Source organism: Streptomyces sp. ISL-100, from assembly GCF_018614615.1.
Taxonomy (GTDB): domain Bacteria; phylum Actinomycetota; class Actinomycetes; order Streptomycetales; family Streptomycetaceae; genus Streptomyces.
In genome coordinates this window covers 1-14,815 of sequence record NZ_JAGGOK010000009.1, presented here as the reverse complement: position 1 = coordinate 14,815, position 14,815 = coordinate 1, and the positions used below count along the sequence as shown (strand labels likewise).

Annotated in this window: 11 protein-coding genes and 2 pseudogenes; 7 read left to right on the top strand and 6 right to left on the bottom strand. The window is 70.2% G+C overall.

The features are described from left to right. Nucleotides 1–53 precede the first annotated feature (53 nt). Both J7E89_RS05150 and J7E89_RS05145 read right to left on the bottom strand, forming a co-directional pair. Complete coding sequence (locus J7E89_RS05150) at nucleotides 54–1,040, bottom strand: aldose 1-epimerase (RefSeq protein ID WP_214968880.1); 987 nt, start codon at nucleotides 1,038–1,040, stop codon at nucleotides 54–56. 130 nt (nucleotides 1,041–1,170) lie between these two features. Continuing rightward, nucleotides 1,171–1,956 carry a phytanoyl-CoA dioxygenase family protein gene (locus J7E89_RS05145; RefSeq protein WP_214968878.1) on the bottom strand — a complete coding sequence of 262 codons (786 nt, stop codon included), beginning with the start codon at nucleotides 1,954–1,956 and terminating at the stop codon, nucleotides 1,171–1,173. A gap of 145 nt (nucleotides 1,957–2,101) precedes the next feature. Between J7E89_RS05145 and J7E89_RS05140 the strand changes: the two genes are divergently transcribed. Then, nucleotides 2,102–2,962, top strand: a complete 861-nt coding sequence (locus J7E89_RS05140) for an AraC family transcriptional regulator (protein ID WP_214968877.1) — start codon at nucleotides 2,102–2,104, stop codon at nucleotides 2,960–2,962. Between the two features lie 37 nt (nucleotides 2,963–2,999). Here J7E89_RS05140 and J7E89_RS05135 read toward each other — a convergent pair whose 3' ends face one another. Next, nucleotides 3,000–6,116, bottom strand: coding sequence for an alpha-mannosidase (locus tag J7E89_RS05135; RefSeq protein ID WP_214968874.1), 3,117 nt, complete (start codon nucleotides 6,114–6,116; stop codon nucleotides 3,000–3,002). Nucleotides 6,117–6,390: 274 nt separating this feature from the next. Here J7E89_RS05135 and J7E89_RS05130 point away from each other — a divergent pair, with 274 nt between their 5' ends. From J7E89_RS05130 to J7E89_RS42300, 5 genes and pseudogenes are all read left to right on the top strand, one after another. Beyond that, complete coding sequence (locus J7E89_RS05130) at nucleotides 6,391–7,515, top strand: PfkB family carbohydrate kinase (RefSeq protein WP_214968872.1); 1,125 nt, start codon at nucleotides 6,391–6,393, stop codon at nucleotides 7,513–7,515. A 36-nt stretch (nucleotides 7,516–7,551) separates the two neighbouring features. Further along, complete coding sequence (locus J7E89_RS05125; RefSeq protein ID WP_214968870.1) at nucleotides 7,552–8,574, top strand: LacI family DNA-binding transcriptional regulator; 1,023 nt, start codon at nucleotides 7,552–7,554, stop codon at nucleotides 8,572–8,574. A 124-nt stretch (nucleotides 8,575–8,698) separates the two neighbouring features. Next, nucleotides 8,699–9,091: a hypothetical protein gene (locus J7E89_RS05120; protein ID WP_214968868.1), complete on the top strand. Its 393-nt coding sequence runs from the start codon at nucleotides 8,699–8,701 to the stop codon at nucleotides 9,089–9,091. A 134-nt stretch (nucleotides 9,092–9,225) separates the two neighbouring features. Next, nucleotides 9,226–9,537, top strand: a pseudogene (locus J7E89_RS05115) (transposase); the annotation flags it as partial. Then, nucleotides 9,533–10,240: pseudogene (locus J7E89_RS42300) on the top strand (IS30 family transposase); the annotation flags it as partial. The pseudogenes J7E89_RS05115 and J7E89_RS42300, both read left to right, overlap by 5 nt. 32 nt (nucleotides 10,241–10,272) lie before the next feature. Here the strand turns inward: J7E89_RS42300 and J7E89_RS40590 are convergent. From J7E89_RS40590 to J7E89_RS05100, 3 genes are all read right to left on the bottom strand, one after another. Beyond that, nucleotides 10,273–11,091, bottom strand: coding sequence for a DUF2182 domain-containing protein (locus tag J7E89_RS40590; RefSeq protein WP_251060133.1), 819 nt, complete (start codon nucleotides 11,089–11,091; stop codon nucleotides 10,273–10,275). Nucleotides 11,092–11,293: 202 nt separating this feature from the next. Next, nucleotides 11,294–13,495 (bottom strand): cation-translocating P-type ATPase, encoded by a 2,202-nt coding sequence (locus J7E89_RS05105; protein WP_251060132.1) that lies wholly within the window; start codon nucleotides 13,493–13,495, stop codon nucleotides 11,294–11,296. Between the two features lie 47 nt (nucleotides 13,496–13,542). Continuing rightward, the gene (locus J7E89_RS05100; RefSeq protein ID WP_214968860.1) at nucleotides 13,543–14,250 is read right to left on the bottom strand and encodes a tRNA-dependent cyclodipeptide synthase; all 708 of its coding nucleotides are present in this window, start codon (nucleotides 14,248–14,250) and stop codon (nucleotides 13,543–13,545) included. A gap of 75 nt (nucleotides 14,251–14,325) precedes the next feature. Between J7E89_RS05100 and J7E89_RS05095 the strand changes: the two genes are divergently transcribed. Then, nucleotides 14,326–14,736: a heavy metal-responsive transcriptional regulator gene (locus J7E89_RS05095; RefSeq protein ID WP_214968858.1), complete on the top strand. Its 411-nt coding sequence runs from the start codon at nucleotides 14,326–14,328 to the stop codon at nucleotides 14,734–14,736. Nucleotides 14,737–14,815: the final 79 nt, after the last annotated feature.

The following is a 14,815-nucleotide window of genomic DNA, read 5'->3' as shown; positions in this document are numbered from 1 at the left end:
ATTCGTTTGGACGGGAGGTCAGGGTGGAGTCCAACGGGGTCATCCGACCGCGCTCACGCGCAGTCCTTCACCGTCAGGGAAACCGTGGCCGTACGGCTCTCGCCGGGGCCGATCGTCAACGTGGTGCCGGTCTTCGCCCGTGCCTTGGCCAGGCCCTGGGCCGGATAGCTGGTGGCGGGTTCGATCGCCAGGACGTAGACGCTTTTGAACCAGGGGAAGCCCCTTGTCGCGCCCGCTTCGAGCCAGTACCACGCATGCGGGAACACCGTGGCGTCCCAGCGGAGCTCGGCCGCCAGCCCCAGCCGGGGGTTGGTGACGGCGACGAAGCCGAGGTCGAAATCGCTGAGATAGCCCATCCTGTCGATGCCGGACGCGGGTCCGGGAACCGCCCCGAGGTCGACAGTGCCGCCGTCCCTGCCGGGAGCGTGCGGCCAGACGGCAATGCCGCCGGGCAGGAGATCGGTGGTCGCCGTGTCCCGCTCGTCGTCGACCACGAACGTGCGGGCGGAGGTCTCGATGTGGGCGTCCGGCGAGATCAGCGGCGCGCCGAAGGCTGGGTGCTGGCTCCACATCACCTCGACCGGCTCGCCGCCCTCGTTGGTCACCGTCTCGGTGACGGTCAGCGTGTCGTGCGCGAGCGCGATCCGCTTCTCGACCGCGAAGGGGCTGCGGACCAGCCGGGTCCTGAGCGCGATTGCGCTCTCACCGTCCGGCTCCCAGTCGAAGGGGGCGAGCCAGACCTCACCGTGCATCCCCCACTCGACGCCGTGCACCTCCTGGGCGTCGCCTCCGTTGGGGAACACGCTCTGCCAGCCCCCGTGATAGCCCTCCATCAGGTGGACCACGCTGTCGCCGGAGGTGGCGAGCGCTCCGCGATGGCGCAGCCCCCACGGAGAGCGCCACAGCACGTCCACCCCGCCGGGGACCCAGGTCAGCGACAGGACATCGCCGCCCTTGCCCGGGACGACGTCGGCGCTGAGGGCCTCGGAGGTCAGCCGGACGATCTCCCAGCCCCGATGGTGCACGACCTGGATTCCCATCGGCTCCTGCCCGGGTAGAGAGTCAGCTGACGTTGCTTCTGGACACGTTATCGAGCGCGAGACAACGTTGTCCAGCCGCAAATTCCGCGGAGGCGGATCGATGGGACACGCCACCTGAGGGCGGCCGGGCTCATGCCCAATCCTGCTGACCGCTGAAGGGGAAGCTCTCGCCCTCCACATACACGGGACGAGGCTGATAGGCGCTCACGCCCGCGTCGCCGCGCAGGTGCAGGGCGCTGGCGAACGGCGGCTCGTCGGTGAGAATCCTGGTCGAGGTCGGGATGTAGCGGATGGTCAGTCCGCAGCGCCGCCGGGGCGAGAGATTGGCGTTGCTGCCGTGCAGGATGTTCGGGTGGTGCACCTCGACGTCACCGGGCCGCAGCACCAGGTCGACCGCCTGCGATTCGTCCACCTTGACCGCACTCTCCGAGCCGAGCACGCTGTCGACGTCGGTGACCTCCCGGATCTCGTGCAGGGCCTGCCGGTGGCTGCCGGGAACCACCCGCAGGCAGCCGTTCTCCGGCGTCGACTCGTCCACCGCCAGCCAGAGCGTCACCACCTCCATGGGCTCCAGCGGCCAGAAAGCCCCGTCCTGGTGCCAGAGCACGGGCCTGCCGGAGAAGGGCGGCTTGCTGATGTAGTGCGAGGCGAACAGCGCGATGTCGGTGCCGATGAACGTCTGGGCGATGTCGAGCAGCCGGCCGTCGCTGACCAGCCGGACCCAGAAGGCGTCCTTGGCCAGCAGGGTGTGCCCGAGGTCCTCTCCCCGGAGGCCGGGGTGGCGCTCCTGCAGCCAGGCGACGTGATCGGCCGCCTCGGCCATCAGGTCCGCGTCCAGGACGTCGCGGAAGACGACGTAGCCGTCGGCGTCGTACTTGGCCCGTGCGGCGTGGGGGTCGGTGGCAGGGGTAGTCATGGGAACTCCTTGTCCTCGGCAGGCTCGCCGCCCGCTCAGCTCCATCGTCATGGCGCTGATCTGATCTCAGGTAGCAGAATTCGCGCGAGATGTCGTACTTTCTTGACATGCCCTGCTGTGAGTCCTGTCCTCCTGTGAGGTCGACATGAACGCCGCAACCTCCGACCTGCGCTTCGACGAGGTCGCCCCGGCGCTGCCGTACCACGCGGCGCTGGTGCTGGTCACGCCCGACGGGCGGGGCAGGCTCCGGACGCACGGGCACGCCGACTTCTACGAGCTCGTCTGCGTGGTCGCAGGCCGCGGCACGCATCGTGTCGGCGGCAGGGAGCTGCCTTTGCGGGCTGGGGGTCTCGTGCTGGTACGGCCCCGCGACCGGCACGGCTTCTCTGGGGCGGGGCCGGACGGGGTGCGGTTCGTCAACGTCGCCTTTCCCGTCACGGCGTGGCGCTCGTTCGCCGATCTGGCGGGGGTGGACTCGGCGACCGACTGGGATCGCCAGGACCTTCCGCCGCAGGCCGCAGACGGGCCGGCCGCCGCGGCCCTCGCTGCGGAGTTCCAGCTCGCGTTGGAGGCCTACCAGCGCGGGCCTCGCATGCTCGACCTGGTCCGGTTGTGGTCGTCGGTGATCCCCGTCCTGGAGGGCGCGGACGTCCCTGCCCACGGGCGGCCGGGCTGGCTGGCCGGATGCTGCGCCGCCATGAACGGTGAGGAGAACCTGCGCGGAGGCCTGCAAAGGATGCTGGAGCTCGCCGCCGTGAGCCACGGTCATCTGGCGCGCAGCATGCGGGAGCACTACGGCTGCACGCCGGTGGAGTTCGTGACCGAGCGGAGGCTGGCGCACGCGGCCGCACTGCTGGCGACCACGATCGAGTCCGCCGGGCGGATCGCCGACCGCTGCGGCTACGACAGCCTGTCCTATTTTGGCCGGGTGTTCCGGCGAAGGTACGGCATGAGCCCGCGCGAGTACCGGTCGGCCGCACACCGCGCCGTGGTGCCGGAAGCCTGACCGGAGACGGCGCTCGAGTAGGCACCCCGGCGGGATCTCAGGCCACGCGAAGGGTGCGTACCTGGAACGGGCCGAAGGTGAGATCGAGCCCGCCTCGTGCGTCGGCCTGCAGGATGCGCACGATGTCCTCCGCGAGATCGACCTCGGCCACGGGGGTGTCTGGCGCGAGACCGGTCAGCCTGGCCGTACCGGCCCTGCCCACGCTCTCGTAGAGGCGGATCAACCGGGCATCGGCGGCGGGGAAGAGCCCGGCGACCACCACACTCCCGTGACCTTCGAGGCGGGGATGCCACATCTCGGCTGGACGCGGCGGCGCGGACCTGTCGCCGGTCCAGCGCGCGATCAGTGGCTGGTTGAACGCGGCCGCGGCCGCCACCACCCCCGCGTCGCGCCAGGAGCCCGCGTGGGGCAGGATCGCGTATCGCGACCGATCGACCCGTCCCGCGTCCGACACCGGATCGGGATCATAGGCCCCGCGTACGACATGCACCCGCAGCCGGGTCCCGAGCGCGTCGTGGCCGTACTTGCCGTCGTTGAGAACGGCTACGCCGTACGACTCACCTCCGATGTCGGCCCACCTCAGCGCGGGGACCATCAAGCCGTCGGCGGGCCGCCTGGCCGCCGCGAACGGCGTCTCGTACCACGCCTCGGCGTCCAACTGGCGGGTGCCGAAGGAGATGGCCAGCCCCGGCACCCCGCTGTCCGGCGTGCCCCGTTCCTGCCAGTCAACCTCCAGCTCGACGTCCACGCGTGCCAGGGCGGCGTAGAACACGAGCCGGACCGTGGCGCTGGACGAGCGGAACTCGTGCCGGGTGGCGATCACCGTGCGTACCGGCCCGTGCTCGACCACCTCGGCCCGTGCGCCGCGGATCAGGCTCCGCTCGCTGTGGACCTCGTCGATGACCCACGCCGTCATGGTGTGCGGGTGCTCGTCGATGAGCTGCAGTACGCCGAGCCCAAGGTCGGGGCGGACCTGTTCGGCCCATTCCGCCCGGCCGATGCCGTAGCCCACCAGCTCGCGGCCGGCTCGTTTGTCGTACAGGGTGGTGATCACGCCGCAGTCCTTGCGGACGTGGGCCAGGAAGTGCGGCGTGTCCACCGTATGGAAGAGGGCGTCGCCGTAGTTGACGCCCCGGTGCTCTCCCAGTGTGATCACCGGTTCGGACGCGCTCGCCGCGGGCTCGATCCGGTAGCCCTCCGTGCCGAACGCCGGCACCGAGGCCACGAAGACCACGTTCTCTTTCCCTGATCGCTGAGCCGGGAGGCGCGTGCCGTCCCGGGCCACCGCGACGACCGGTCCGTTGCCCGGCGCCCCGGCCACGGACAAGACGTCGGTCCTGTGGGCTCCGACGGGGTTGGTCACGGCCACGCATCCGGCGGGCAAGCCGGTTTCGAGCACCTCGAGAGCCCGGCCGGTGACATTGAGGGCCGTGGCGCGGACCTGCGCGAGGTCCTTCGCCTGATCGCGAAAGGCCGCGTGTACGGCCGCGCCGCCGAGGATGTCGTGGAACTGGTGGAACAGCACCTTCCGCCAGGCGGCCGACAGCTCGTCCGCGGCGCCCACGGCGGCGGCGGCCGCCAAGCTCTCAGCGGTCACCAGGAGGTTCTCCCCGTCGCGGTTGTAGCGCTTGGCGTCCGCGTGGGTGACGTAGCAGCCCTCGAAGATCGTGGATGACTCGCCGCGGCTCACCGGCAGGTTCGGGGCCGTGGCCAGCAAGGCGTCGGCGAAACCCTGCACAGTGGAGCAGAACGCGCGCGGAAGCCCGGGCGCCTCGCCGATCAGGCGGAGCATGTCGAGACTCTGCCGGGTCGGACCGCCGCCGTGGTCGCCGACCCCGTAGAAGTAGCAGACCTCAGTCAGCCCGCGGGCGTGTCCCTGGGCGAGGACGTCGCGGGCGATCCTGCCGGCGCTCACCGGTCCCAGGTAGACCGGGGTCCCGACGGACAGCAGCCGGGATCCGTCGTCGCCCTCCCACCAGAACGCCGGCCAGAGCGCACCACCGGCTCGCCGGCCGGGATTGCCCCGGTGGTGATAGTGGACGCGCGCCCCGCCCTGGGCGGCCAGTTGCGGCAGGTTGCCGCAGTGCCCGAAGCTGTCGGGCGCCAGGAACACGCTGGGGGAGACGCCCAGGTGCTCGCGGGTGTAGCGGACGGCTTCTGTGATCTGTCGCGCCTGGGCCGGGCCGGAGGCGAGGTTGAGGTCGCCCTCGACCCACTGCACGGTCGCGGGCTCCCACCGGCGCTCGGCGATCAGGTCGCGCACCCGCTCGAACAGCTCCGGCGTTTCCTCCTGCAGCATGGCGTAGCCGGCGGGCTGGGAATGGGTGAAGCGAAACTCGGGATAGTCCTCGAACATCGCCAGGACGCTGCGGACGTCGCGCTTGATGACCTCGCGGGTGTCGTCCCACGTCCACAGCCATGCCAGGTCGATGTGGGAGTGCCCGACGCAGTGCACCCGGAAGCGCTCGGCGCGATGCGCGACGGGGGCCAGCGTCTCGGCCAGGCGGTCCAGAGCGGCGCGCAGCTCCGCGACGGTGGAGGAGTGAAGATCCTCCGGCACCAGAGCCGCCGCAGCGGCCACGACCTTGCTCTCCTCCTCGCTCTCCGCCAGCTCGGCGGCCAGCAGCAACCGGGCGTAGGCGGCATCGAGCATGGCAAAGCGCTCGCGCAGACCGGGCGTGGTCAGGTGAACGGTCACGCTCGTCTCGGCCCACTCCCCGGCCAGTGCGTGGCCCGGGGTGAGCACCCGCAGCGCGAGCTCGCCGTTGTCGCCCGGCACGATAGAGCCGAGCAGCTCGATGAGCGCCGGACCGGAGGCCACGACGGGGATGGAGTCGCCGAACACCCGCTCGTCGTCGAGGAGCACGTCGATCGGATGGACGGAGTTGATCGTGAGCTGGAGCGGCTCCCCCTCCAGCGGCACCCCGTACAGGCTCGAGGGGAGAGCGAGACGAGTGGTGAAAAGCGTCGGCTCGCCCGGCCGCAGGTCCACCTCGTCGAAGACGCCGACGGGCTGGAAGTGAACGTTCTCCTGGCGCATCGAGGCCGTGCCACCTGGATCCCGGGTCCATTCGCGGGGTAGCCAGCCGCCCTCCGTCTGCCAGGCAGCCGACCGCAGCCGCTCCACCGCATCCGCCACGAAACCGCTCGTCATTCGCTCTCCCGCGCTCATCGTCACCGATCTCGACCAGAGTGTCTTCGCCGTTTGGTAAGTCTGCTGAGACAACGTTGTCCCATGCGTCTATCATCGTGCCGTGCAGGGTGGAGGAAGACAAGCGGCGAGGGTCGATCACATACAGAGATCGCCGGGACGCGGAGCTCGGTCAGATGAGGCCTTCCAGGCAAAGATCAACTAGACAACGTTGTCGCGCCCTGTCGTTCGGCGCTACTGTGCGCGTGACACTTGCCGACAGGGAGAGTGAGAAGCCGTGCACAGAGCGGTAGTTGCCGGACACGTCTGCGTGGATCTCATTCCGAGGCTCACACGCGTCGCGGATATCCCGCCGGGCTCCCTGGTGGAGATCGGCCCGCTGTCAATCCGGGCCGGCGGTTGCGTGTCGAACACCGGCGGAGATCTCGCGGCACTCGGCGCTCCCGTACGGCTGGTCGCCGACGGCGGGGACGACGACCTGGGAGCGGTCCTTGCGGACTTGCTCGGACGCAGCGGCGCGGAGGTCTCCTTCGCGCGAGTCCCGGGGGCGACCACCTCCTACTCCGTCGTAATCCAGCCGCCCTCCACCGACCGCACGTTCTGGCACCACGTCGGCGCCAATGCGGGGTTCGACGGGCGCCGCGTCGACCTCACCTCCGCAGACCTGCTCCACGTCGGATATCCGCCCATCCTTCCGGCGATCCTGGCGGACCATGCCAGGCCGCTGTGCCGGCTCCTCGCGGACGCACACGAGCGAGGGCTGACCACCTCGGTCGACCTGGCCGTAGTCGACCCCGAGGCTCCCGCCGCCGGTCACGACTGGGAGCGGATCTTCCGCGAGGCGCTCCCGCTCATCGACGTCTTCACCCCCAGCGTCGACGACGTCTCCTCCGCCCTCGGCATCACCGTCGATCGCACCCCGTCCGGACTCGCCGCGACGGCGGGCCGACTCGTCACCGCGGGCGCCGCGGTGGTCGCCCTCGGCGCCGGAGCCGACGGCCTGGTGCTCCGTACGGCCAGCGCCGGACGGCTGGCCCGGGGGGGGCGGGTGCTCGCCTCCCTCGGGCCGTCATGGGCCGACCGCGAGCTGTGGGTCCCGGCCTTGCCCGTGAAGGTGGTGCAGACGACGGGTGCCGGCGACGCGGCCACAGCGGGGCTGCTGTACGGCCTGCTCAACGCCATGTCCACCGAGGACACCCTTCTACTGGCGGCCCGGGCGGCGGCTCTGAAAGTGGGCGGCCTGCGCACTCTGCCCGCGCATGGCCCGGCCGGCGATCCAGCGGAACCGTACCGCCTGGACGCTCCCGGCACGTCGGCGCCAGGCTGGCGATCCGGACAGCGGGGCGTCCTCGCGGGGGCCCTTGATCGCGGTCATTGGGCCGATCTCCCGGACAGCGTTTAACCTGCCGATGACATCGTTGAAGGGGAGAGCGTTGTGATGACCAACAGATCTGCCGGACATCCGACGCGGCGGCCCACGATGACGGACGTCGCCGAGCTGGCGGGAGTGAGCCTCAAGACCGTCTCACGCGTGATCAACAACGTGCCGTCGGTCAACCAGGAAATGGTCGACAGCGTTCTCACGGCCGTCAAGCAGCTGGGTTTCCGGCGGAACGACCTGGCCCGCAGCCTGCGCGCGGGCGACTCGACAGCCACTATCGGACTGGCGATCGAGGACCTGGCCAACCCCTTCTACTCCACGATCGCCAGCGCGGTGGCCGAGGTCGCCCGTGAACACGACACGCATCTGATCACTGCCAGTTCGGAGGAGAGCCCGGAGCGCGAGCGCGACCTGCTTCTCGAGCTCTGCCAGCGCCGGGCCGACGGCCTGCTCGTCGTTCCGGCCGGGACCGACCACTCCTATCTACGGCTGGAGATCGAGATGGGTACGCCTGTGGTCTTCCTGGACCGGCCGCCCACGGGCCTGCTCTGCGACGCGGTGTTCATCGACAACCGAGGAGGAGCAAGCGCGGGCATCACTCGCCTTCTGGAAGACGGTCACCAGCGCATCGGCGTCATCATGGATTCCCTGGCCATCTACACCATGCGTGAACGTCTGGCCGGCGTGCAGGCCGCTCTCGCCGCGGCGGGGCTGCCCTACGACGACGCCCTGATCCGTGTGGGGGTGCACGAGCCGGAAGCCGCTGCGGGCGTGGCGGCGGGAATGCTGGACAGCTCGCGCCCGCCGACGGCCTTTTTCTGCGGCAACAACCGCATCAGCGTGGGCGTCCTTGAAGAGCTCTGGCACCGCGACAGTGATGCGGCGCTGATGGGTTTCGACGACTTCGAGCTCTCCCGTCTCATGCCGCGCCCGCTCACAGTGATTGCCTTTGACCTCCGGGAGCTGGGGCGCAAGGGCGCCGAGATGCTGTTCAAGCGCATCGATGGCGACAGGTCATGGCCCACGACAGAAGTCCTGCCGACCACGCTCCTGGAGCGAGGCGTCAGCCGACGAGCATGACGCCGCTCACGGATACGTAGGGTGCGTTTCTTCTTGAGCGACGGTGCTGGGTGCGGTGTGTCCGTCGGGGCGGTGTTCTCGTTGCGGTAGCTGTTTGATCGGCTGGCGTGGGAGGCGGGTTCGGATGGGCCGCGACGAGGTGCTTCGGCTGCTGCAGGAGCGCGAGGCGGCTTGCCGTGGGGAGGCGGACCGGCTGCGCCAGGAGGCCGAGCGGATCGCTGAGCTGTTGACGGCGTGCGAGGAGGAGCTGGCCCGGATTTCGACGGCATGCCAGGTGGTCGGCGAGCTGCCGATGGTGCATACCCCGGCCGGTCCCGTACGGCCCCCGGTCCCGTCCCCGCACGCGGAGATGTTCCGTCCTGGGCGGGCTGAAGTCCGCGACGCGGGGGAGGTGTTGACCGAGCAGGTGCTGGAGGTGCTCACCGGGCCTGCGGGCCCGGTGCGGTGCCGGCAGGTGGTGGAAGGGCTGGGGCTGGAGGTGACGCCTCGCAATGTGGGCGGGTGCGCCATCACTTGAAGAGGGCCGCTGTGGCTGGGCGTGTGGTACAGACACCCGGGGTCTGGTCTTGGGCCTTGACCTGGTCAAGGCCCCGGCTCGGTTTGAACCGTTCCGGGTTCGATAGGGACTCGATCATTTGAGAGGATCGAGTCATGGCACGTCCTTCCCCTTACCCCCTTGAGCTGCGCAAACGAGCGGTCCGTATGGTCGCCGAGGTGCGTCCGGACTACGACACCGAGCGGTCGGCGATGAAGGCTGTCGCCGCCAAGCTGGGGATCGGGACGACCGAGACGCTGCGCAAGTGGGTCCGGCAGGACCAGGTCGACTCCGGCAACCGGCCCGGCGTGACGAGCGAGGAGTCGGCGGAACTGAAGCGGCTGAAGAAGGAGAACGCCGAACTCCGCCGGGCGAACGACATCCTGAAGGCGGCGGCCTTAGATTCAACCGGTCAGAGCAACAGTGCTGGTTGAGGACGGTATACGTGGCGAGACTGGGTCGGCCGGGGATGTCGGACGAGATGAAGGCCGACTTGTGGCGGCGGTGGAGGGCCGGGGAGTCGATCAGCGTCATCTCAAGGCAGATCGGCAAGCCGCCCGGCTCGGTGTTCACTGTCCTCAAGCACCACGTGCGGTGTCGACGATCAGCCGTGAAGTCAACAACAACGGCGGACGCGACGTCTACCGGGCGATTGCTGCGCAGGAACGGGCGCTTGATCGCGCCCGGCGCCCGAAGCAGTGCCTGCTCGCCCGCAAACCCGCGTTGAGGCAGACGGTGCTGACGCTGCTGAAGGAGGAGTGGTCGCCCGAACAGATCGTCGGACACCTACGTCTGCATCACGGGGACGACCCGCAGATGCGGATTACCCACGAGACGATCTACCGGTCGATCTACACCACCCGCTGGAAAATGGTGCCCCGCGAGTTGTGCAAACGCCTGCGAACTGGCCGCCCGATCCGGAAGAACAAGCGTCACACGGTGAAGGGACAGTGGCGTTCACAGATCAGCGATGCCCGACCGATCGAGGAGCGGCCCCAGGCGGCGGAGGACCGCAGCGAGTCCGGACACCTGGAAGGCGATCTGGTGATCGGCTCGAACAACAGCCAGGTCGCCACACTGGTCGACCGGAAGACGCGCTTCCTCACGGTCGTGAAGCTCGCCAGCCGTCACACCACCGTGGTCGTTCCCGCTCTGGCTGAGACCTACGCACGCATGGATACCCGACTACGCGGCACGCTGAGGCCGGGCAGCATCCAGTCCTGGAACGGGGCCAAGGCGGCCAGTACGAGGAAGGCGAGGCCGACCGCCCAGGTGAGCCAGGGGCCTCGCCGCCACAGCTTCTCCAGGAAGATCACCGCGGCCAGCCCGGCCATGGCCGCCACGTTCATCACTCCGAGCGGGATGAGGACGATCATCAGGCCCCAGCAGCAGCCGAGGCAGTAGAGCCCATGGTGCATGCCCACGCGCAGGTCGCGGGCCCACGGCCGGAAGCGCGAGTACCGCAGCAGGTGGGAGAGCGGATTGCGGCAGTGCCGCAGACACACGCGCTTCAGCGGCCCGAACTGGTGCACCCCGGCGAGGAAGAACGCGGCTGCGCCGAGCCAGCGACCCGCGTCGGGGTTGTCGTCCACCAGCCGCCCGGTCGCGGCCAGGCCTGCGTACGCGAGCAGTCCGAACGCGGCCCAGACGAGCAGGTAGCCGCCCGCGAACTGGGTCATCCGGGCGGCGCGGACCGCCCCCGCAGACTGCCGACCGATCGCACGCGCCCAGGTGATCGCGATGGGGGCCATCCAGGGCTGCATCATCGCCACCATCATGACCACCCAGAGCAGCAGAAAGAGCGGGAGTGCCATGCCCATGGTGCCGGGTTGCGTTCCCATGTCGCGTGACTGGCCGACCGCGAGTATCCATGCCAGCGCGGCGATCAGCACCATCAGGATCCAAGCGACCGCCAGATCACGCCTCGGCAGGAGGACTCCCGGCCGGGTGGGCGCCGGCGCAGCCAGTCTGAGGTGCGGCATGGCACTTCCTCCAAGAACGTGCGCTGCCACGGCCCGCCCGGTGGCCCCGTTTTGATGCCTGCGGCACGCCACGGCGAGCGACGGACATGTGGATGACATCTCCAGCAGATCACAGAACCGGAGGACTCAAAAGCGGGGGATCCGCAGGGGCAGCGGCCGACCGGGAGAGGCCCGGTCGGCCAACTCGCGCTGTGCCCTGGGCTCAGCGGTGCATGGGCTGGAAGCGGCGCAGTCGCAGGCTGTTGGAGACGACGAACACCGACGAGAACGCCATCGCCCCTCCGGCGATCATCGGGTTCAGCAGTCCGAGCGCGGCCAGCGGCAGCGCGGCCACGTTGTAGGCGAAGGCCCAGAACAGGTTGGCCTTGATCGTACGCAGGGTACGGCGGGCCAGCCGGATCGCGTCCGCCGCCGCCCGCAAGTCACCCCGTACCAGGGTCAGATCGGATGCGGCGATCGCCGCATCGGTGCCGGTGCCCATCGCCAGGCCGAGGTCGCCCTGGGCGAGGGCGGCAGCATCGTTGACGCCGTCGCCGACCATCGCCACCACGCGGCCCTCACCCTGCAGCCGCTGGACCTCGGCGACCTTGTCCTCGGGGTGGACTTCGGCGATCACCTGGTCGATGCCGACCTCCGCCGCGACCGCGCGGGCCGCGGCCGTGTTGTCGCCGGTCAGCAGGACCTGGGTCAGCCCGAGCCGCTTGAGGTCGGCCACCGCCTCGGCGCTGGTCGGCTTGACGGTGTCGGCGACCACCAGCGCGCCCCGCACCTGCGAGTCCCACGCGGCGAAGACGACCGTACGGCCCTCGGCTTCGGCCTCCTTCTGTGCGCGGCCGAGCTCGTCGGGCAGTACGTGGCCCTGATCCTCCAGCCACGCGGCCCGCCCCGCACGGACCGTACGTCCCTCGACCTGCCCCCTCACGCCCCGGCCCTGGGTGTTGGCGAAGCTGGTCACGGCGGGGAGCGAACCGAGGCGCACCCGGGCGGCGTTCGCGATGGCAGCGGCGATCGGGTGCTCGCTGGCGTCCTCCAGCCCGCCGGCCAGCCGTAGCACCTCCTGCTCGTCCTCGCCCTCGGCCGGTACGACGTCGACCAGGCGCATCTTGCCCTCGGTGACGGTGCCGGTCTTGTCCAGCACGACGGTGTCGATCCGCCGCGTCGATTCCAGTACCTCGGGCCCGCGGATCAGCAGCCCGAGCTGCGCACCGCGCCCGGTGCCGACCATCAGCGCGGTGGGCGTGGCCAGCCCGAGCGCGCACGGGCAGGCGATGATCACTACGGCAATGGCCGCGGTCAGCGCGGTCGACGCCGCGGCTCCGGTCAGCATCCACACGCCGAACGTGCCGATCGCCAGGGCGATGACGACCGGTACGAACACCGCCGAGATCCGGTCCGCCAGGCGCTGCACCGCGGCCTTGCCGGTCTGCGCGCGCTCCACCAGCGCGGCGATCTGTGCCAGCTTGGTGTCGGCCCCGACCCGTGTCGCGCGCACGATCAGTCGGCCGTGGCTGTTGACGGTCGCGCCGGTGACCTGCGAGCCAGGCTCGACCTCCACGGGGACGCTCTCCCCGGTCAGCAGCGACTCGTCCACCGCCGAGGCGCCCTCGACGACCTGCCCGTCCGTGGCGATCTTTTCCCCGGGCCGTGCTACGAAGAGGTCGCCGACCGCCAACTCCTCGACGGGGATACGCACTTCGGACCCGTCGCGCAGCACCGCGACATCCTTGGCGCCCAGGTCCATCAGCGCCCGGATCGCCTCCCCGGCCCGTCGCTTGGCCCGCGCCTCGAAGAACCGCCCGGCCAGCAGGAACGCCGTCAGCACGACGGCGACCTCCAGATACAGGTGCTCCCCGCCCACGGCCAGGGTGCCCGCACTCCACAGATAAGCGGCCAGCACACCCAGCGACACCAGCGTGTCCATGGTCGCCGAACCGTGCCGCAGATTCACCGCCGCCGCCCGGTGGAACGGCCACGCGCCCCACGCCACCACCGGAGTGGCCAGGACCAGCACGACCCATTCCCAGCCCGCGAAGTGCAGCGCGGAGATCATGGATATGACCACCACGGGCAGTCCGAGCAGCGCCGAGCCGATCAGGCGGCGCCGCAGCCCGGCGACGTGCGCCTGTTCGGCGTCGACGGCCTCGCCTTCCTCGGTCTCCGGTGCGCCGGTCCCGGCCACCTCGGCGGCGTAGCCGATGGCCTCGACGGCGGCCACCAGCTCCGCCACCTCGACCGCCGGATCCTCGCGGGTGACGTGCGCGGTCGCGGTGGCGAGGTTCACCGTGGCGCTCACCCCGGGCAGCTTGCCCAGCTTCCGCTCGACCCGCGCCACGCACGAGGCACAGGTCATCCCGGTGATCGACAGTTCTATGGGGCCGGTGCCGGTTTGTGTGGTGGTGGCCATGGCAGGAATTCCTCTCATTTTGAGTGTCGTACGGGAAGGGGAACCGGTCACGGTCCGGCCGGAGTCACCACGGCGAAGCCCTGCCCGGCGGCGGGCCGCCAGCCCAGCTCACCGGAGTACAGGCGGCGCAGAACATCGGGCGGCTGGTGGTAGCAGAAGACCGACGCCTCAGCGCCGACGATGGACGGGGTGTCGAGAAACAGCGGCAGCTCGGCCAGGAAATACCGCACCGCCCGCTCGACCTGCTCCGCGTCCGGCCGCCGCCCAGCAGGCAGCTTCCCCGCCAGCACCCAGCCGGCCGCCTCCTGGCACGCATCCCGGAAGCCCGAGTCTTCGGCATACCGCCTCAGCCCCTGCTCGTGGAGTCGGCCGAAGCCCGCGTTGCGCTCCAGCTCGGGCCAACCCAGCACGCGCTCGTCCGCGCCGGCCACACCGAGTGAATCCAGCGCCGCGGCGATCTTGTTCCGGGTGTACTGGCCCTGTCTGCGTGCCTTCCACGCGGCCTTCTCGGGCGCGTACCCCAACGCCTCGAAGGTGAAGGTGCTCGGCGCGTCCGGCACGAAGAAGTCCACCCGATCGAACCGAGACAGCCCCCAAGCCGCCAGCTCCCGGATCCGGGCGGTGGAGAAGTAGCTGTTGAACGGGCTGATCCCGAAGCAGGCGTGCTCGGCCCGCCCGATGGCCTCGGCGCACCGGCCGCTCAGCGGTGTCACGGCCATCGGCGCCGTACGGCCCTCGCCTTGTTCTGTGCTCATGACCGGACGCTAAGACCTTGCCCATAGGGCAAGGTCAAGCGCAGACTGGCGACATCCCCAGGAACGGAGTCACCCATGCTCACCGTCGGCCGCATCGCCGCCCAGACCGGCCTGAGCCCCAAGGCCGTACGCCTCTACGAGGCCAACGGCCTCATCGACCCGCCCGAGCGCACCGCCGCCGGCTACCGCACCTACACCGATAAAGCGGTCCCCGTCCTCGGCTTCATCCGCCAGGCCCAGGCCCTCGGCCTCAGCCTCAAAGAGATCAAGGACATCCTCGACCTCCAGCGCCGCGGCGAGCAGCCCTGCGCCCTCGTCACCGATCTCCTCGACCAGCACCTCGCCGACATCGACCGCCGCATCGCCGACCTCGAAGCCCTCCGTACGACGCTCCGGCACGCCCGAGCCCAGGCCGACCGGGCAACCGAGCGCGGGGAAAGCGCCATGGTCTGCCACATCATCGAAAGCACCACCGCGGGGGCTTGACCGGCGGCGCGAGGGCCGCGGCGGGGCGACTGCGGCCACCGGCTAGGCTCGCGGCATGGTCACGGCCTGGTCGTCCTCC